The following is a 17538-nucleotide window of genomic DNA, read 5'->3' as shown; positions in this document are numbered from 1 at the left end:
CTGTCGCTCCCCTGGCCCGCCCGTGCCCGACCAACCACGGCCATCCCGGCCCGGCCGGTTTCGACGCGCCACGCCTCCGCCTGTCTCGCCCCGGCGTGGGCCTGCCCATCCCAGGCGGCCACGGCCCCGCCCATCCCGGCGGCCACGGCTCTGCCGGTCTTGACCCGTCAGGGCACCGTCGGCCCCGGCCCAAACCCGCCCTCCCCGGCCAACCCGCGCCGGCCCCCCGGGAGGTGCCTGCGTTTTCCGCAGCCGGTGGTGGATTGTGCCGGCCGAGGCATCCCGGTCTTGCCGGGTTCCCGGCATTGCGTTTATCCTGATTCGAAACAGCGTTTCACTGGATGAAAAATTGTGATGCCCTCCCACCCCCCGGCTCCGGATGCGGCCGAACCCGGTTCCCCTGACCGCCCCGACCCCGACTCCGGTCGCGCCGATGTCGTGGCCTCGGCCCGGGCCATGGCCGATGACGGCCGGTTCCTCGACATCCTGCGCGGCCGCGTGGCGGTGCCCACCGAAAGCCAGGATCCCGCCCGCGCGCCCGACCTGCGCCGCTACCTGGCCGACCAGATCGCTCCGGCCCTGGCCGAGATGGGTGTCGACAGCCGCATCCTCGACAACCCGGTGCCCGGCGGCGGGCCCTTCCTGATCGGCACGCGCATCGAAGACCCGGCCCTGCCGACCGTGCTGACCTATGGCCACGGCGATGTCGTCCGGGGCATCCCGGAGCAATGGCGCGCCGGGCTGGACCCCTGGCAGGTCACCGTCGAGGGTGATCGCTGGTACGGGCGCGGCACGGCCGACAACAAGGGCCAGCATGCCATCGTCCTGGCCGCCCTGCGCCAGGTTCTGGCCGCGCGGGGCCGGCTGGGCTTCAACCTGAAGGTGCTGATCGAGACCAGCGAGGAAATCGGGTCGGTCGGGCTGGACCTGCTGCTCGAACGCGAGGCCACGGCCCTGGCGGCCGATGTCCTGATCGCCTCGGACGGGCCGCGGTTGGTCGTCGAACGGCCCGACGTCAAGCTGGGCAACCGCGGGTCGGTGACCTTTGACCTGTCGCTGACCCTGCGCGAAGGCAGCCGGCATTCCGGCCATTGGGGCGGCGTGCTGGAAGACCCGGCGCTGCTGCTGGCCCAGGCCCTGTCCTGCATCACCACGCCGCGCGGGCGCATCCTGGTCGACGACTGGCTGCCCGACGCAATCCCGCCCCGGATCCGTGCGGCGATCCGCGACATCCGGGTCGATCCGTCTGATCCGACGCTGATCATGCCCGCCGATTGGGGCCAGGCCGATCTGACCACGCCCGAAAAGATGTATGGCTGGACCTCCTTCATCGTCCTGGCCATGCTGTCGGGCCGGCCCGAGAACCCGGTCAACGGGGTCCAGCCCTCGGCCCGGGCTCGCTGCCAGATCCGCCACACGGTCGATGTCGATCCCGATGCCTTCATGCCCGCCCTGCGCCGGCATCTCGATGCCCACGGCTTTGACATGATCCGCATCGACGAGCTGCGCGACAACCGGTTTCCGCCCTGGCGCACCGATCCCGACGACCCCTGGGTCGAGACCGTGCTGGGCTCGATCACCCGGACCATGGGCGAACGGCCGATCCTGATGCCCAATTCCTCGGGCGGCCTGCCGAGCGAGATCTTTGCCCGCCACCTGGGCCTGCCGGTGATCTGGATACCGCATTCCTACGGGGGCTGCCGCCAGCACGGACCCGACGAACACCTTCTGCAACCGCTCGTGCGCGAGGGGCTGGGCATCATGGCCGGGCTCTTCTGGGACATTTCCGAAAGCGAGACCACATGACCGCCCCTGCCCTGCCCACTCCGGCCGCCGATGCCCCGGCCGCCGATATGCTCGCCGGCATCCGCCGCTGGGTCGAGATCGAAAGCCAGACCGGCGACATCGAGGGGCTGGCTGCGCTGGCCGACCGGGTGACGGCCGATTACGCTGCCTGCGGCGCGCGGGTCGACCGCATCGCCGGGCGCGATGGCCAGGGCGACCACCTGGTCGTGCGCGCGCCCTGGGCCGGGGCGTCGAACGAGGCCGGCATCCTGATCCTCAGCCATCTCGACACGGTGCATCCGCGCGGCACGCTGGCCCGCTTTCCGTTCTCCGTCGATGGCGACGTGGCCCAGGGCCCGGGGATCTACGACATGAAGGGCGGGGCCTATATCGCCATGCAGGCCGTCACCGACCTGGCCGCGCGGAAGGGCGACGACCTGGCCCGGCCCAACCTGCCCGTCACCCATCTTTTCGTGTCCGACGAGGAAATCGGCTCGCCCACGTCGCAGGCCCTGATCGAAGAGCTGGCCCGGGCGGCCAAATACGTGCTGGTCACGGAACCGGCCCGCGAAGGCGGCCGGATCGTCATCGCCCGCAAGGGCGTGATGCGCTATTACATCCAGGCCCATGGCGAGGCCGCCCATGCCGGCGCCCGCCACCAGGACGGCGCCTCGGCCATTGCCGAAATCGCCCGGCTGACGCTGAAATTCCACGGGCTGACCGATTACGACCGGGGCATCACCTGCAATGTGGGCGAGATCGGCGGCGGCACCAGGGTCAACGTGGTGGCCGATCATGCCTGGATCTGGGTCGACGTGCGCGTGCCCGATGCCCGGGCCACGGCCGAGGTCGAAGCCTTTGTCGCCGGGCTGACCGCCGAGGAACCGGGCGTGACGATCGAGATCACCGGCGGGCTGAACCGCGCGGCCTACGAGACCTCGCCGGCGGTGGCGGCGCTGTTCGACCATGCCCGCGAGCTGGCCGACGAGATCGGTTTCGACCTGCAGGGGCTGAAGACCGGCGGCGGCAGCGACGGCAATTTCACCGCGCCCATCGCCCCGACCCTCGACGGGCTGGGCGTGGACGGCAAGGGCGGGCATACACTGTATGAACAGCTCTACGTCAGCTCATTGGAACCCCGGCGCGACCTGATGCGCCGGCTGCTGGAGACCCTGCGATGAGCGCGACGACCGGCGGGCTGCGCCTGGGCTGCGATGTGGGCGGCAGCTTTACCGATTTCCTGCTTTACGATCCCGGCACCGGCACGATCGAGACCCACAAGGTGCCGACCACGCCCGAAGCGCCCGAACAGGGCGTGCTGCAGGGCCTGGCCGAGCTGGCCCGGGCCCATCCCGGGCTGACCGGCCGGCTGTCGACCCTGATCCATGGCACCACGCTGGTGATCAACGCGATCATCGAGCGCAAGGGCGCGGTGACGGCGCTCATCACCAACGAGGGGTTCCGCGACGTGCTCGAGACCCGGCGCGAGATCCGCTACGACATCTACGACATCCGCCAGGCCTTTCCCGTGCCCTTCGTGCCGCGCCGCCTGCGCCGCGAGGTGCCCGGGCGGATCGGCCCGGACGGGGCCGAGATCCAGCCGCTGGACCTGGACCGGCTGCGCGCCGAGCTGGCCGCGCTGGCCGATGCGGGGGTCGAGGCCGCCGCGGTCTGCCTGCTGCATTCCTATGCCAACCCGGCCCATGAACGCCGGGCCGGCGAGATCGCGGCCGAGATGGGCGTGGCGCTGGACCTGTCGCTGTCGTCGGATGTGCTGCCCGAGGTGCAGGAATACGAACGTTTCGCGACCACCGCCCTGAACGCCTATGTCCGGCCCAAGGTCGATGGATACCTGCGCGCGCTGGAACGCGGGCTGGGCGAGGCCGGCTATGCCCGGCCGCTGTTCCTGATGCAATCGGGCGGCGGCGTGATCGGCGCCGGGGCCGCCCGCCGGGCGCCGGTGCGGCTGGCCGAAAGCGGGCCGGTCGGCGGCGTGCTGGCCGCGGGCAAGCTGGGCCAGGCCGCCGGGGCCGATGACATCCTGGCCTTCGACATGGGCGGCACCACGGCCAAGTCCTGCCTGATCACCCAGGGCAACCTGCCGATGACCCGGGCCTACGAGGTCGACCGGGTGCACCGGTTCCGCCGGGGCAGCGGCACGCCGCTGGCCGTGCCCACGGTCGACCTGATCGAGATCGGCGCCGGGGGCGGATCGGTGGCCCGGGTCGATGATCTCGGCCTCTTGCGCATCGGGCCGGAAAGCGCGGCCTCGGATCCCGGCCCGGCCTGTTTCGGCCGGGGCGGCACGCGGGCGACGGTGACCGATGCCAACCTGCTGCTGGGCTACCTGGACCCGGCCGAGTTCCGCGCCGGGGGCATCCACCTGGACCGGGCGGCGGCCGAAGCGGCCATCCGCCGCGACGTGGCCGACCCGCTGGGCCTGGAGCCGCTGGCCGCCGCCGCGGCGATCATTGCCATGGTCGACGAATCCATGTCCCAGGCCGCCCGGATGTATGCCGCCGAACAGGGCCGCGACCCGGCCCGGTCGGTCATGGTGGCCTTTGGCGGCGGCGGTCCGCTGCACGCGGCCTCGGTCGCGCGCAAGCTGGGCATCCGGCGCATCCTGGTGCCCGATGCCGCCGGGGTCTTTTCGGCGCTGGGGTTCCTGATGGCCACGCCCAGCTACGAGGTCGCCCGGTCGATGCCCGGCCGGATCGATGCCGTCGATCCCGCCGCCCTGGCCCGGGCCTTTGACCGGCTGGGCCGCGAGGCCGCCGGGGTGGTGTCGGCCGCCGCCCCGGGCGCGACGCTCAGCCACCGGCGCTTTGCCGAGATGCGCTATGTCGGCCAGGGCCACCAGCTGCGCGTGGCGCTTGACGACGACCTGTCGCCCGAGACCATGGGACAGGCCTTTGCCCGGGCCTACATGGCGGCCTATGGCTATACCTGCGATGACCTCGTGCCCGAGATTGTCACCCTGCGCGTGCTGGTCGAGGCCGGCCAGGACAGCCCCGGCTTTGCCCCCGGCCCGGCCCGGGATCCCGCGCCGGTCCCGGCCCGCCCGGCCTGGAGCGCGGCGGATGGGGCGATGGTCGACCATGCCGTCCGGCCCTTTGATGCCCTGACCGGAGAGATCCGCGGCCCGGCCCTGGTCGGCCAGCCCGGCACGACGATCCTGCTGCCCCGCGGAGCCACCGCCCGCAAGGCCCCGGGCGGCTGGCTCGACATCGCCCTGCCCGACCCGGCAACCGGCGAGGACGCCTGATGGAGAGACCCGACATGCCGCCCCGATCCGAGGCCGACGCGATGCCCCAAGCAACCCCTGCCAAGACCTCTGCCAAGCCCGCCGAAACGGCCGGCGACACAGCCACCGCGCCCGATGACGCTGTTGGAACGACGATTGCCGGGATCGATGCCATCCGGCACCAGGTTCTGTGGTCGCGGCTGACCTCGATCGCCGACGAGATCGCCACGACGCTGGTGCGCACGGCCTTCTCGCTGGTGGTGCGCGACAACCACGATTACGCCTGCGCGCTCTACGACGCCCGGGGCGAGATGCTGGCCCAGTCGACCCAATGCACCCCGGGCCAGGCCGGCTCGACCCCCTCGGTCCTGCGCGACCTGCTGGCCACCTACCCGGCCGACAGCCTGCGCGAAGGCGACGTGCTGATCTCGAACGATCCCTGGATCGGTGCCGGCCATGCGCCCGATGTCTTCATCGCCACGCCGGTCTTCCGCCGGGGCGTGCTGGCCGGGTTCACCTGTACCTGCGCCCACCATGCCGACATGGGCGGCCGGCTGGGTGCGACCGATGCCCGCGAGGTCTATGAGGAAGGGCTGATCATCCCGGTGTCCAAGCTCTATGACGCCGGGGTCGAGAACGAGGCGCTTGTCCGGCTGATCCGGCGCAACGTGCGCATGGCCGACAAGGTCATGGGCGACATCCGGGCCCAGATGGCCGCCAACCGCGTCGGGGCGGCCGGGCTGGTGCGCATGATGGACGAGTTCGGCCTGGACAGCCTGGTGCCCGTGGCCGACAAGGTCACCGCCCATTCCGAGGCCGCCTTTCGCGCGGCCATCGCCCGCCTGCCCCGGGGCGAGACCCGCAACGAGGCCCTGCACGAGCTGACCGACGACGCGGGCAACCGCATCCGCATCAGCCTGGCCCTGACGGTCGAGGCCGACCGCGTGATCCTGGATTTCGCCGGCACCACGCCGCAGGTGCTCAAGCCGATCAATGCCGTGCTCAACATCACCCGGGCCTATTGCGTCTTTCCCTTCATCGCCACGCTTTGCCCGGACCTGCCGATGAATGCCGGGGCGTTCCGGCCGGTCGAGCTGCGCGTGCCCGAGGGCACGGTGCTCAACCCGACCTTCCCGGCCCCGGGCATGTACCGCAGCCTGCTGTCCTATTTCGTCGTCGAGGCGATCATGGGCGCGCTGCACAAGATCGCGCCGGACCGGGCCATGGCCCCGTCGGGCACCTATCCGCTGTGGATCCAGAAATTCGCCGGCACCGATGGCGATGGGCGGCCCTTTGTCACCCATTACAATGCCCAGGGCGGCCAGGGCGCGTTCCGCGACGGCGATGGCAACACGGCCGTGGTCTTTCCGGGCAATATCGCCAGCACCTCGACCGAGCTGTTCGAACATGACGGCCCGTTCCTGGTCGAACGGCGGATGCTGGTGGCCGACAGCGGCGGGGCCGGCCGGTTCCGAGGCGGGCTGGGCCAGGAAACCGTGCTGCGCAGCCTGTCCGACCACCCGGTCCACGCGGCCCTGTCGGGCGGCCGGCTGGTCGAGCCGGCGGCGGGGATGGACGGCGGCAGCCCCGGGGCGCGCGGGCGGATCTCGGTCAATGACGGGCCGGGTTTCGACAAGGCCGGGCGGGTCGACCTGCGCCGTGGCGACCGGGTGCGGCTGGTGCAGCCCGGCGGCGGGGGTCACGGCCCGGCCGACCAGCGCGACCCCGAGGCCCTGCGCCGTGACATCGCCGAAGGCTATGTCACTCCCGAAGGGGCGTTGCGCGATTACGGCCTGTCGCTGCCAGAGGGCGAGGCATAGGCCCGCACGAAGGATAGGCCCGCAGGCGGAATGCGCAGGGCCGGCGCGGGTGCGCTTGGGCCCTGCGGCACGCGGATCAGGCCGGTTCGGGCAGCCATTCCTCGAGCGTGACCTCGAAGGTCATGCAGATCGGGTTGCCCCCGGCCACGAAGGGCCCGCCATGGATCACGCCCTGCGGGTCGGCCACCACGCCCGACAGCGAGGCCTGGACCTCGCCACCTTCGGTCGAGCGGACCTCGCCGGCCAGGCTGACGATTTCCACCGCCGGCCCGGCGACGTGGATTTCCGAGCCGTCATTGGCATAGAGGCAGGCATCCACCAGGCTGCCCAGGGCGCCCCGGACAAAGGCGTTTTCGAAACCCTCCGCCAGGCAGAGCTTTTCGATCCCGCGGATCAGGTCCTCGTTGGGGGCGATGCGGGCATAGGCCACGCGGCCCATCCGGCCGTTTTCGACATGGGTGCCGGGGGTGTCAGGCATCAGCAGGGTCATTCTTGTTCTCCCGGAAGGGTTGAAGAAGCGGAATGTTGGTTTCGGGGTCAAAGCTCTGGCGCAGGGTGAAGCCTTCGAAGGCCGTGACCAGCACCGAGATCGGGCGCGCCGCGACGATCGACCGGTCGGGCAGGATGTGGCCGCCCCGGAAGGTGCCGTCGGCACAGCGGATCGTGGCATGACAATGGACCAGCGGCGCGCCGTCGGCGGCGATGCCCAGCGTCGCATTGCCGAAGATCATGAAGGTCTCGCCCGCGTCGATCGGTGCCGAATAGGCGATGACGGCCTTGCCGCTGGGATCGGGCGGGGCCACGCAATAGGACAGCCGGGCGAACTGGCCGCCCAGGATGGTCATCGAGGCGCTGCGCACGCCGACGGCCTTGAGCGGCCCGACGATGGCCTCGTGCAGGCTTTGCCCGGGGGCCAGGCTCAGCCGCAGGTGGCGGCCCTGCATGTCGCGTTCGCTGTGGATGCGCACCGGGTTGAACCGGCCCGGATGGCGCAGCATCCGCGCCCTCTGGCGCGGCAGGTGTTTATGCATGAGAGGATCTCCTCATACCTGGGTGTCCCTGATCAGGCCGTCGCCGGGCACCGGCCGGGCGGCCATGCCGGCCCGGTAGCGCCGCCAGCGCCGGCGGTAGAGCGCGGCCCCGTCCAGCAGGCCCGCGCGCATGGTCTCGTCCACCTCGCGGACGATCTTGCCGGGCGCGCCCAGCACCATGGAATTGTCCGGGATCTGCTTGCCCTCGGTCACCATGGCATTGGCCCCGATCAGGCAATTGCGCCCGATCACCGCGCCGTTCATCACCGTGGCGCCCATGCCGATCAGCGTGCCGTCCCCGATGGTGCAGCCGTGGATCATGGCCCGGTGGCCGATGGTGCAGTCCCGGCCGATGCGGATGGGAAAGCCCGGATCGACATGCAGCACCGACAGGTCCTGCACGTTCGACCCGGCGCCGATCTCGATCGGCTCGTCATCGGCGCGCAGCACGGCGCCGAACCAGATGCTGGCCTCGGCCGCCAGCCGCACGTCGCCGATCAGCTGGGCCGTCGGCGCGACCCAGGCCTCGCCGTCGGCCGGGCCGCGGGGGGCGGTGCCATCGAGGGACACGATCATGCCCATACCCATACTCATGACGCGCTGGCCAGGTCATGGGATCGCGGGGCCACGCCATCCATCACCCCGCCCACGGTAAAGCCGCCATCGACGGCCAGGACCTGGCCGTTGACATAGCCCGACCGGGCCGGATCGAGCAGAAAGATGGCCGCCTGGGCGATCTCGTCGGGGGTGCCGTAGCGGCGCTGGGGCACGGTGCGCATCCAGCCGGCGCGCATCTCGGCGGTGTGCATGTCGCGCACCATCGGCGTTTCGACCGGCCCGGGGGCCACGGCATTGACCCGCAGGCCCAGCTCTCCCAGCTCGACGGCCATCACCCGGGTCAGGGTGATCACCGCGCCCTTGGTCGCGCCATAGGCCGCGCGGCCGACATTGCCCATGATGCCCGAGACCGAGGCGATGTTGACCACCGCCCCTTCGCCCTGGGGCAGCATCCGCAGGGCCGCGGCCCGGGACACGGCAAAGGTGCCGATCAGGTTGACCTCGATCACCCGGCGGAAATCCTCGGCGGTGGTGTCCAGCGCCCGGGCGTCATGGCCGATGCCCGCCGAATTGACCACGCCGCAGAGCGGGCCGAAGCGGGCGGCAATCGTGTCGAGAAAGGCCTCGACGGCCGCCTCGTCGGTGACCGAGGCGGCACAGGCCAGCGCCCGGTCGGGATCGGGCAGGCCGGCCCGCGCGTCTTCCAGCGCCTGGGGGTTGAGATCCAGCAGGGCGACGGCATGGCCCTCGCGCTGCCAGGCCTCGGCGATGGCCAGCCCGATGCCCGACGCGCCGCCGGTGATCAGGATGGGCCTGTCCGCCCCCGGGCCGGCCGCAGGGCCGGGAGCGGGGCGGGAGGTCGTGCCGGGGGTCATCAGAGCGTTCTCCTTGGGTCTGTGTCCGGGCGCTGTGCCCGGGGTCTGTGTCCTTGGTCCGTATCCGCGGCCAGTGGCCGGCCGGGGCGAGGCGGGGCGGCCGGGGTGGCCCGGGCAACGGGTCCGGCCGGATCGGCCGATGGGCGGCGGCACCATGGTGCGCCGGTCCGCCCCCGGCATCATCGGGGGCGGGGCAATGCCGGGCATGCGGGCGTGGCCGCGGGGTGCGGCGGAATGGACCCCGCGTCTTGCGGCCCCCCGCCTTAAGTTCCCACGCGACGGCCTAGGCCGGGTCGGCCAGCAGCACGATTTCCGAGGTGATCGACACCCGGCCCTGCCCGGGGGCCAGCACGCCCTCGAAGCAATTGGCCCCGCTGTCGACCACGGCAATGTCGATCTCGGCCGTCTCCGGGCTGGCCCGGCCGCTGCGCACGAGAAACTCGCTGACATGGTCCTGCATGGCGCTGACACCGACAAAGCCCGCGCCGTTCAGGCTGCCCAGCCCGATCACCCGCGCCCCGCCCAGCCCGTGGCGCGCGCAGAGCGCCATGCAGGTCGTCGGGATGTCTTCGTTGGGCCGCAGGGTGACCACGATGGCCGCCGGCGGATCGCCCGCGCCGTCGGGCTGGCCCGTCGTCGCCGCGGCGAAGAGATCGAAATTGGTCTCGGCGTCGGGCCGGCGATCGAACAGGGCCTGTTCGAAACCGATGGCCCGCAGCACCTGGCCGGCCCGGGGATAGGTCTTTGGTCCCAGCAGGTGGCCCATCGCCCGGCGCCCGTCGGCCAGCTGCCAGATGCCGTGGCAATGCATCATGCCCGCCGCCCCGTCGCGCCCGACCGAGGCATAGCCCTGCAGGATGCGCGCCGTGCCGCGCGGCGCGCGCGGGGCCGAATACCAGGCCAGCCGGTCGGGAAATTCCGATTGCGCGGGAATGACATAATCGATGGCCAGGCAGTCCAGCCCGTCGATCTCGATGGCCCCGCCGGCCAGGCCCTGGCGGGCAAAACCCGCGTGGACCTGGTCTTCGAGCGGCTGGTCGTCGACCAGCGCGATGTCGAACCGCCGCACAGCCGTGGGCACGGCCAGCACGCGCGGTTCGATCTGCGGGCCGGGATGGCGCAGGGGCGGGTTGACTCCCGTCGCCCACTCCGGGCCGGCCAGGGATGCCTCGATCATGCCGGCGCCCCGTCCAGCAGCCCGCGTTCGACCAGGGTCTCGCGGATCAGCTTCTTGGTGATCTTGCCGTAGCTCGTCTTGGGCATCTCGTCGAAGAAGAAGATCTTGCGCGGCACCTTGTAGCCGCTGACCTTGTCCTTGAGGAACGCCGTGATCTCTTCTTCGGTCACGCTGGCCCCGGGCCGGGCAACGCAGACGGCCACGCCGACCTCGCCCCATTTCGGATCGGGCACGCCCAGCACGGCCACTTCGGTCAGCGCGTCGAGGGTCAGCATCTTTTCCTCGATCTCGCGCGGATAGACGTTGGACCCGCCCGAGATGTACATGTCGGACGACCGGCCGGTGATAAACAGGTAGCCCTCGTCATCCAGGTGGCCCAGGTCGCCGGTGCGGAACCAGCCATTGCGGAAGCTCTTCGCATTGGCCTCGGGGTTGTCGTAATAGCCCGCAAAGACCGCCGGGCCGCAGACACAGATCTCGCCGGTCTCGAAGGGCGCGACCTCGCGGCCGTCATCGTCCTGGATCGACACCTGCATGCCCGTGCGTTCAAAGCCGCAGGAGCCGATGCGCATCTGCTCGTCGTCGATGAAATGCTCGGACGGGGGCAGCACGGTGATGTTGCCCGTCACCTCGCCCAGGCCGAAATACTGGACCAGCACGTTGCCCAGCTTGCGCAGCGCATGCGACTGGTCCGCCCGGTACATCGGCGCGCCGGCATAGATCACGTGTTGCAGCGAGGACCGGTCATAGCGGTCGACGGCCTCGTGTTCGACCAGCATCTTCACGATGGTCGGCACGGTGAACATGTTGGTCACCTTGTGCGCCTCGACCAGGCGCCAGGCCTCGGCCACGTCGAACCGCCCGGCGGGCATCAGCATCGTCGCCCCGCCGGCGGCGGTCTTGACCAGCTGGTGGATGCCCGCGCCATGCGACAGCGGGGCCACGACCAGCGACACGTCCTGCGGGCCGGACCCGGGCATCAGGTCGTTGAGGTGGTTGAGCACGACAAAGGACATCTGGCCATGGGTCAGCACGGCAGCCTTGGGCCGGCCCGTCGTGCCCGAGGTAAAGAAGAACCAGCAGGGATCGTCGCGGTCGACCGGGGCGTTGGCCACGTCCTGGCCCATGTAGGCCTCGACCAGCGTGTCGAAATCGTCCTCGCCCTGGCCGCCGATGGTGATGTGCCGGGCGATGCCGTCGCAGGCCGCCACGTGATCGGGGAACTCGGCCCCCGCGATCATCAGCGTCGCGCCGCTGGACCGGGCCAGCCAGGCCACCTCGTCGGGGCTCTGGCGGAAATTCGTCGGCACCCAGACCGCGCCCAGGCGGAAACAGGCGAACATGCTTTCGAACATCTGGTTGCAGTTCTGCGACTGCACCAGCACCCGGGTTCCCTTGGCCACGCCATGGCGGTCGGCCAGGGCCGCGGCCAGCGCCGAGACCCGGGCATCGAATTCCGCCCAGTTCCAGGTCCGCTCGCCCCAGATCACCGCCGGGCGGTCGGCCAGGCGGCGGGCGTTGCGGGTCACGAAATGGGCCAGGTTGGACACCCGCGTGGTCTGCGGGGCCAGCCCGCCGACAGGGTCGGGCGATTGCGAAACGAAGCTCATGTCGTTCATTTCACCCGCTCCAGGATCGAACAGTAATTGGCCACCGCCGCGCCGCCCATGTTGAACACCCCGGCCAGGTCGGCCTTGGCGGCCTGGATGCCCTCGGGCGCCTCGCCGGCCAGCTGCATCGCGGCCATGACATGCATCGACACGCCGGTCGCGCCAATCGGGTGGCCCTTGGATTTCAGCCCGCCCGACAGGTTGACCGGCAGCCGCCCGCCGGGAGCCGACACGCCCTCGCGGATGACATCGGCGCCCTTGCCCGGCTCGGCCAGGCCCATGGCCTCGTATTCCAGCAGCTCGGCGATGGTGAAGCAATCGTGGGTCTCGACCAGGTCGAGATCGTCCAGCGTCAGGCCGGCCGCGCCCAGCGACCCGGCCCAGGCCCGGCGCGGGCCGTCAAAGGCCGTGGGATCGCGGCGCGACAGGGCCAGCACGTCGTTGGTGTGGGTCGTGGCCCGGAACCCGATGGCCCGTTTCAGGTCGGCCGCGATTTCCGGGGCGACCACGACCATGGCCGCCGCCCCGTCCGAGATCAGCGAGCAATCGGTGCGCCGCAGGGGCTGGGCGACATAGGGGTTCTTGTCGGTGACCCGGTTGCACTGCTCGACCGTGAAGGCCTTTTGCATGTGGGCATAGGGGTTCTGGGCGCCGTTGACATGGTTCTTCGACGCGATCATCGCCAGCGCTTCGGACTGGTCGCCGTATTTCTGGAAATAGGTCTGGGCGATGCGCCCGAAGAGCCCGGCAAACCCGCCGGTCACATCGGCCTCTTCGGCGCGATAGCTGGCGCCCAGCAGGATGTCACCGACCTCGGCCGTGGGCAGGGCGGTCATTTTCTCGACGCCGACCACCAGGGCGATCTTGCCCCGCCCGGCCTCGATGAAATCCAGCGCGGCATAAAGCGCGGCCGAGCCGGTGGCACAGGCGTTTTCCAGCCGCACGGCCGGGGTGTTGGCCAGGTCAGCCGCGACCATGCCGGGCAGTGCGCCGATGAAATCCTGCTTGGAAAAGCCGTTGTTCATGCAGCCGACGAAGATCCCGTCGACATCCGCCGCCGGCACGCCGGCATGGTCCAGCGCCGGCACGACAACCTCGGCCAGCAGCGATTCGGTGTCGGGGGAGTCGGATTTGCCGAAACGCGTATGCGCCCAGCCTGCGATTTGTGCGGATGTCATTGAAATTCCTCCGTGATTTCAGACGTTCTGTCGGTGGCCGGGCGCATTGCTTGGCGCCGGGCCGCGTGTGTTCTGGCGGGCGTAGAGCCGGGCCAGCCGGTGTTCGACCCCGGCCGAAGCCGCGATCAGCCGGTTGGCGATGTCGACCTGCCGGTCCGGCGTCATGCGGCTGTCGATGGCCGCGATGCTCAGCGCCCCGGCCAGCCGGCCGTCGGGCAGGTGCAGCGCCCGGCCCACGGCCCAGCTGTTGGTCAGCACCATGCCCGGGTTCAGCGCCCAACCCCGGTCGCGGGTCTGGGCCACGCCCTCGCGCAGCGATTGCTCGGTGGCGCGCGGGTAATCCTCGCGCAGCAGGCGGGCGTTCTGGTCGAGGATCTCGTCGACCTCGTCATCGGCCAGCGCGGCCAGCATCGACATCGACCCCGCGCCGACGCCCAGCGGGTGACGGAACCCGACCTGCAGGGCCTGCACCCGGATCGGAAAGCTGCCCTCTTCCTTGTGCACGCAAAGCGAAAAGGCATCGCGGCGCACGGACAGAAAGGCCGTGTCGCCGGTTTCGGCGGCCAGCCGGGCCACGGCGTCATGGGCCACGTCGAGCAGCCCGAACCGCTGCGCGGCCAGGGTACCCAGCACGTAGGTTTCCTCGCCCAGCATGTAGGCCTTGGTGCGCGGATCCTGTTCGACCATGCCGGAATGCATCAGCGACAGCAGCAGCCGCCGCGCGGTGGGCCGGCTGAGCCCGGTTTCCTCGACGATCTCGCCCAGGGCCGCGCCGCGCACCGGGTCGCGGCCCAGCAGGGGCAACAGGCTCAGCGCCCGGGTCACGCTCTGCGCGCCGGCGATCTGCCCCTGTTCGTCGGGGAGGCCTTGCCTGGGCTGTCTCATGGGGTGACCGATCCTCGCTCCCGTATCGCGCCTGGCGGCCGATACCTCCGATTCCCACTCAAAGTATCCATATCGTGGACGTGTCCAAATGATGATGGAAGGCCGCCCACCTCGTCAACAACATTTTTATGACCATGAAATACAGGGGTTTGATGCCAATTGTCGCCTCTGGTGAGGTTATTTTACCAATATGATCTTGAATCGAAGTCCACTTTATGGACACTAGGCGCAGCTGTTGGAGGACAGCTCCAGATTTCCAATCCAGGTTCACTCAAACGGGAGGAAGACCATGACCCTCATGCGTACGGCAGCCACGTTCATCGGCGTGCTGGCCCTGACCCAGTCCATCTCGGCCGCGTCGGCCGAAACCCTGCGCCTGTCGCACAACACCGGCGACACCACGACCTGGCACAAGGGGGCCGAGCGGTTCGGCGAGCTGATCAGCGACGGCAGCGACGGCGAGCTTGGCCTGCGGATCTTCCCCAATGCCCAGCTGACCGGCGGCGACCAGATGAAACAGGCCGAGATGGTCGGCCGCGGCTCGATCGATTTCGTCGTGACCTCGGCGATCAACGTCACGCCGCTGGTGCCCGAAATGGCGGTGTTCTCGCTGCCCTACCTCTATTCGAACTATGAAGAGGTCGATGCCACGACCGCCGGCGCGCCGGGCGCCAAGATGGCCGAGATCCTGGCCGATCGCGGGCTGCATGTCCTGGCCTGGGGCGAAAACGGCTTTCGCGAAGTGACCAACAACCGCCACCCGATCAAGACGCCCGAGGACCTCAAGGGCCTCAAGATGCGCGTGGCCGGGCCGATGTATATCGACGTCATGACGGCGCTTGGGGCCAACCCGCAGCAGATGCAGTGGACCGAGACCTTCTCGGCCCTGCAACAGGGGGTCGTCGACGGCCAGGAGAACCCGATCGGCGCGGTGATCATCCCGCAGCGGGTCTACGAGGTGCAGAAGTACATCACGCCCTGGCATTATTCCTACGACCCGATCTTCATCGCCGTCAGCCAGAAACGCTGGGACAGCTGGGACGAAGAGACCCAGGCGATGGTCGCGGATGCCGCACAGCAGGCGATGGACTACCAGAAGGACATCACCCGCGCGGCCACTGCCGAGGGGCTGGAAACCCTGGCCGCCGAGGGCATGGAGATCTATGAGCCCACGGCCGCCGATCTCGACGCCTTCCGCGCCGCGACGAAAGAGCCGTTCGACAAGTGGGCCGACAAGGTTGGCGCCGAGCTGGTCGAGCTGTTCCAGACCACGATCGCCGATCCCGGCGCAACGGCCACCCAGTAAGCCGACAGGGCGCGCCGCCGGTCCGTCCGGGCTGGCGGCGGCGTCATTCCCGTGGCATGGGCCACGGCATTCGGACAGGGCCCGGCCGGTCGCGAGGAGCGGCCAGCCGGGCGCGCCACCCCGGCCCCCCTGTCCGGATCGGCCGCCGTCGCGGCCGACTTGATCGGAGGGAGAGATGAAAAGACTGCTCGACAATTTCGAGGCCTGGGTCTGCACCGCGCTGTTCATCGGCATGACGGCGGTGGGATTCGCCAACGTGGTGGTGCGCTACCTGACCAGCTATTCCTTTGCCGCCACGCAGGAATTGCTGCTGACCGGCTTCCTGCTGCTGACCGTGTTCGGTGCCGCCCTGGCCGCCCGCGAAGGCCAGCACCTGGCGGTGACCTATTTTGCCTCGCTCTTCGGGCCCGGCGTGGAACGGGTGATCAAGATCTTCTCGGCCGCCGTCAGCATCATGCTGTTGCTGCTGGCCGCCTGGTATTGCTGGCAACTGGTCCAGAACCAGCTGGCCTCGGGTGTGACCTCGGCCGGGTTGCAGGTGCCGGCGTGGTATTATTCGGCCGCCCTGCCCTTTGCCTTCCTGCTGATCGCCTATCGCACGCTGGAATACGCGGTGAAGGATTTCCGCGACCCGCTGCTGGGCGAGGCCGCGGCCCTGAACGAGGCCGGCGTGCCGGCGCGGTCGGATGCGGCGACCGACGAGACCACGACGCGCAAGACCGGAGCCTATGCCGATGTTTGACATGACCGCGGGCACGCAGATGCTGGTGCTCTTCGCGCTGTTGCTGCTGCTGAGGGTGCCGGTGGCCTTTTCGCTGGGCCTGTCGGCGCTTTATGCCATGTGGCAGATGGGCTTTGGCCTGGACCTGGTGGGCGACCTGATCTCGTCGGGCATCACCAAGTTCTCGTTGCTGGCCATCCCGTTCTTCATCCTGGCCGGCATCCTGATGGGCACGGCCGGGCTGGCCGACCGGATGGTTCGGTTCTTCCGCATCCTGATCGGCTCGCTGCCCGGTGGCATGGGCGTGGTCGGCGTGGTCGTCAGCCTGTTCTGGGGCGCGGTGTCGGGCTCGGGCCCGGCGTCTGTCGCGGCCATCGGCCCGATGATCATGCGCGGCATGGTCGATGACGGCTATTCCCGGGCCTATGCCGCGGCGCTGGTCTGCACCGGGGCGGCCCTGTCGATCGTCATCCCGCCGTCGATCGGGCTGGTCATCTATGGCGTGATCGCCGAGGTCTCGATCGGCAGCCTGTTCATCGCCGCCATCCTGCCCGGCATCATCATGGGCCTGATGATGCTGGCCACCCTGCCCTTCGCGCAGCGCCACCGCCGGGCCGGCGCGCCCGAGGCCCTGGCCGCCCAGCACGCCCGCGACGTGTCCTATGGCGACCAGCCCTGGGCCACCCAGGTCTGGCTGAGCTTCCGCGAGGCCTTCTGGGGCCTGCTGACCCCGGTGGTCATCCTGGGCGGCATCTATGTCGGCATCTTCACCCCGACCGAAGCGGCGATCATCGCGGCGGTCTATGCCATGGTGCTGGGCTTCTTCGTCTATCGCACCCTGACCATCGCTTCGCTGACCGCGGCGATCCAGGATGCGGCCAAGGCCTCGGCCGTGGTTCTGATGGTCGTGACCTTTGCCAGCCTCTTTGGCTGGGTGGTCACCGTCGACGACGTGGTCGGGCGTTATTCCGAAGCGCTGATGAGCTTCTCGGACAACCCGATGCTGATCCTGATGGTCATTGCCATCGTGCTGCTGATCGCGGGCATGTTCATGGATGCCATCACCATCATGTTCATCTGCCTGCCGATCTTCCTGCCGGTCGTGCACCAGATGGGCTGGGATCCGATCTGGTTCGGCATCTTCCTGTCGATCACCCTGGCCATCGGGCTGTTCACCCCGCCGGTGGGCATCAACCTGTTCGTGGCCGCCAACATCACCGGGCTGACGCTGGAACGCATCGCCGGGGCGGCCGTGCCCTTCCTGGTGGCCAGCCTGATCGGCATTGCCGTGGTCGGCGGATGGTCGGACCTGACCCAGTACCTGCTGAACTGGATGAAATAGGCGGCA

Annotated in this window: 15 protein-coding genes; 7 read left to right on the top strand and 8 right to left on the bottom strand. The window is 69.7% G+C overall.

Annotated elements, in window-relative coordinates; all coding sequences use genetic code 11:
• Nucleotides 1-354: 354 nt before the first annotated feature.
• The 4 genes from ACK3BB_RS22260 to ACK3BB_RS22245 are packed head-to-tail and all read left to right on the top strand — an operon-like array spanning nucleotide 355 to nucleotide 6849.
• Nucleotides 355-1806 (top strand): M20 family metallopeptidase, encoded by a 1452-nt coding sequence (locus tag ACK3BB_RS22260; protein WP_428928838.1) that lies wholly within the window; start codon nucleotides 355-357, stop codon nucleotides 1804-1806.
• On the top strand, nucleotides 1803-2966 hold the full coding sequence (locus tag ACK3BB_RS22255; RefSeq protein WP_428928837.1) for a M20 family metallopeptidase: 1164 nt from the start codon (nucleotides 1803-1805) through the stop codon (nucleotides 2964-2966). Before ACK3BB_RS22260 ends, ACK3BB_RS22255 begins: the two co-directional genes overlap by 4 nt.
• Nucleotides 2963-5050 (top strand): hydantoinase/oxoprolinase family protein, encoded by a 2088-nt coding sequence (locus tag ACK3BB_RS22250; RefSeq protein WP_428928836.1) that lies wholly within the window; start codon nucleotides 2963-2965, stop codon nucleotides 5048-5050. Before ACK3BB_RS22255 ends, ACK3BB_RS22250 begins: the two co-directional genes overlap by 4 nt.
• Entirely contained in the window at nucleotides 5050-6849 is a 1800-nt protein-coding gene (locus ACK3BB_RS22245; protein ID WP_428928835.1) for a hydantoinase B/oxoprolinase family protein, read from the top strand. Before ACK3BB_RS22250 ends, ACK3BB_RS22245 begins: the two co-directional genes overlap by 1 nt.
• A gap of 76 nt (nucleotides 6850-6925) precedes the next feature.
• Here ACK3BB_RS22245 and ACK3BB_RS22240 read toward each other — a convergent pair whose 3' ends face one another.
• The 8 genes from ACK3BB_RS22240 to ACK3BB_RS22205 all read right to left on the bottom strand — a co-directional run bounded on the left by ACK3BB_RS22240 (nucleotide 6926) and on the right by ACK3BB_RS22205 (nucleotide 14163).
• On the bottom strand, nucleotides 6926-7339 hold the full coding sequence (locus ACK3BB_RS22240; RefSeq protein ID WP_428928834.1) for a PPC domain-containing DNA-binding protein: 414 nt from the start codon (nucleotides 7337-7339) through the stop codon (nucleotides 6926-6928).
• Entirely contained in the window at nucleotides 7320-7880 is a 561-nt protein-coding gene (locus ACK3BB_RS22235) for a PPC domain-containing DNA-binding protein (protein ID WP_428928833.1), read from the bottom strand. The genes ACK3BB_RS22240 and ACK3BB_RS22235 overlap by 20 nt, the downstream gene beginning before the upstream one ends.
• A gap of 12 nt (nucleotides 7881-7892) precedes the next feature.
• Nucleotides 7893-8456: a gamma carbonic anhydrase family protein gene (locus tag ACK3BB_RS22230; protein WP_428929047.1), complete on the bottom strand. Its 564-nt coding sequence runs from the start codon at nucleotides 8454-8456 to the stop codon at nucleotides 7893-7895.
• 14 nt (nucleotides 8457-8470) lie between these two features.
• Nucleotides 8471-9313, bottom strand: coding sequence for an SDR family NAD(P)-dependent oxidoreductase (locus ACK3BB_RS22225; RefSeq protein WP_428928832.1), 843 nt, complete (start codon nucleotides 9311-9313; stop codon nucleotides 8471-8473).
• A gap of 283 nt (nucleotides 9314-9596) precedes the next feature.
• Nucleotides 9597-10490: a hypothetical protein gene (locus tag ACK3BB_RS22220; protein WP_428928831.1), complete on the bottom strand. Its 894-nt coding sequence runs from the start codon at nucleotides 10488-10490 to the stop codon at nucleotides 9597-9599.
• Nucleotides 10487-12100 (bottom strand): acyl-CoA synthetase, encoded by a 1614-nt coding sequence (locus ACK3BB_RS22215; protein WP_428929046.1) that lies wholly within the window; start codon nucleotides 12098-12100, stop codon nucleotides 10487-10489. Before ACK3BB_RS22215 ends, ACK3BB_RS22220 begins: the two co-directional genes overlap by 4 nt.
• Before the next feature lie 5 nt (nucleotides 12101-12105).
• Nucleotides 12106-13278 (bottom strand): acetyl-CoA acetyltransferase, encoded by a 1173-nt coding sequence (locus tag ACK3BB_RS22210; RefSeq protein ID WP_428928830.1) that lies wholly within the window; start codon nucleotides 13276-13278, stop codon nucleotides 12106-12108.
• Between the two features lie 18 nt (nucleotides 13279-13296).
• Nucleotides 13297-14163 (bottom strand): IclR family transcriptional regulator, encoded by an 867-nt coding sequence (locus ACK3BB_RS22205; RefSeq protein WP_428928829.1) that lies wholly within the window; start codon nucleotides 14161-14163, stop codon nucleotides 13297-13299.
• Nucleotides 14164-14452: 289 nt separating this feature from the next.
• Here ACK3BB_RS22205 and ACK3BB_RS22200 point away from each other — a divergent pair, with 289 nt between their 5' ends.
• The 3 genes from ACK3BB_RS22200 to ACK3BB_RS22190 all read left to right on the top strand — a co-directional run bounded on the left by ACK3BB_RS22200 (nucleotide 14453) and on the right by ACK3BB_RS22190 (nucleotide 17532).
• Entirely contained in the window at nucleotides 14453-15469 is a 1017-nt protein-coding gene (locus tag ACK3BB_RS22200) for a DctP family TRAP transporter solute-binding subunit (protein ID WP_428928828.1), read from the top strand.
• Between the two features lie 175 nt (nucleotides 15470-15644).
• On the top strand, nucleotides 15645-16211 hold the full coding sequence (locus tag ACK3BB_RS22195) for a TRAP transporter small permease (protein ID WP_428928827.1): 567 nt from the start codon (nucleotides 15645-15647) through the stop codon (nucleotides 16209-16211).
• Nucleotides 16204-17532 carry a TRAP transporter large permease gene (locus ACK3BB_RS22190; RefSeq protein WP_428928826.1) on the top strand — a complete coding sequence of 443 codons (1329 nt, stop codon included), beginning with the start codon at nucleotides 16204-16206 and terminating at the stop codon, nucleotides 17530-17532. Before ACK3BB_RS22195 ends, ACK3BB_RS22190 begins: the two co-directional genes overlap by 8 nt.
• The last annotated feature ends 6 nt before the right edge of the window (nucleotides 17533-17538 follow it).

Source organism: Marinibacterium sp. SX1 (genome assembly GCF_050389775.1).
Lineage (GTDB): Bacteria > Pseudomonadota > Alphaproteobacteria > Rhodobacterales > Rhodobacteraceae > Marinibacterium.
This window is presented reverse-complemented; position numbering and strand designations above follow the sequence as displayed.

Bases quoted from the DNA above. Each gene is read 5' to 3' on its own strand.
- ACK3BB_RS22260 (WP_428928838.1), top strand. From the start codon at position 355: ATGCCCTCCCACCCCCCGGCTCCGGATGCGGCCGAACCCGGTTCCCCT.
- ACK3BB_RS22255 (WP_428928837.1), top strand. From the start codon at position 1,803: ATGACCGCCCCTGCCCTGCCCACTCCGGCCGCCGATGCCCCGGCCGCC.
- ACK3BB_RS22250 (WP_428928836.1), top strand. From the start codon at position 2,963: ATGAGCGCGACGACCGGCGGGCTGCGCCTGGGCTGCGATGTGGGCGGC.
- ACK3BB_RS22245 (WP_428928835.1), top strand. From the start codon at position 5,050: ATGGAGAGACCCGACATGCCGCCCCGATCCGAGGCCGACGCGATGCCC.
- ACK3BB_RS22240 (WP_428928834.1), bottom strand. From the start codon at position 7,339: ATGACCCTGCTGATGCCTGACACCCCCGGCACCCATGTCGAAAACGGC.
- ACK3BB_RS22235 (WP_428928833.1), bottom strand. From the start codon at position 7,880: ATGCATAAACACCTGCCGCGCCAGAGGGCGCGGATGCTGCGCCATCCG.
- ACK3BB_RS22230 (WP_428929047.1), bottom strand. From the start codon at position 8,456: ATGATCGTGTCCCTCGATGGCACCGCCCCCCGCGGCCCGGCCGACGGC.
- ACK3BB_RS22225 (WP_428928832.1), bottom strand. From the start codon at position 9,313: ATGACCCCCGGCACGACCTCCCGCCCCGCTCCCGGCCCTGCGGCCGGC.
- ACK3BB_RS22220 (WP_428928831.1), bottom strand. From the start codon at position 10,490: ATGATCGAGGCATCCCTGGCCGGCCCGGAGTGGGCGACGGGAGTCAAC.
- ACK3BB_RS22215 (WP_428929046.1), bottom strand. From the start codon at position 12,100: ATGAGCTTCGTTTCGCAATCGCCCGACCCTGTCGGCGGGCTGGCCCCG.
- ACK3BB_RS22210 (WP_428928830.1), bottom strand. From the start codon at position 13,278: ATGACATCCGCACAAATCGCAGGCTGGGCGCATACGCGTTTCGGCAAA.
- ACK3BB_RS22205 (WP_428928829.1), bottom strand. From the start codon at position 14,163: ATGAGACAGCCCAGGCAAGGCCTCCCCGACGAACAGGGGCAGATCGCC.
- ACK3BB_RS22200 (WP_428928828.1), top strand. From the start codon at position 14,453: ATGACCCTCATGCGTACGGCAGCCACGTTCATCGGCGTGCTGGCCCTG.
- ACK3BB_RS22195 (WP_428928827.1), top strand. From the start codon at position 15,645: ATGAAAAGACTGCTCGACAATTTCGAGGCCTGGGTCTGCACCGCGCTG.
- ACK3BB_RS22190 (WP_428928826.1), top strand. From the start codon at position 16,204: ATGTTTGACATGACCGCGGGCACGCAGATGCTGGTGCTCTTCGCGCTG.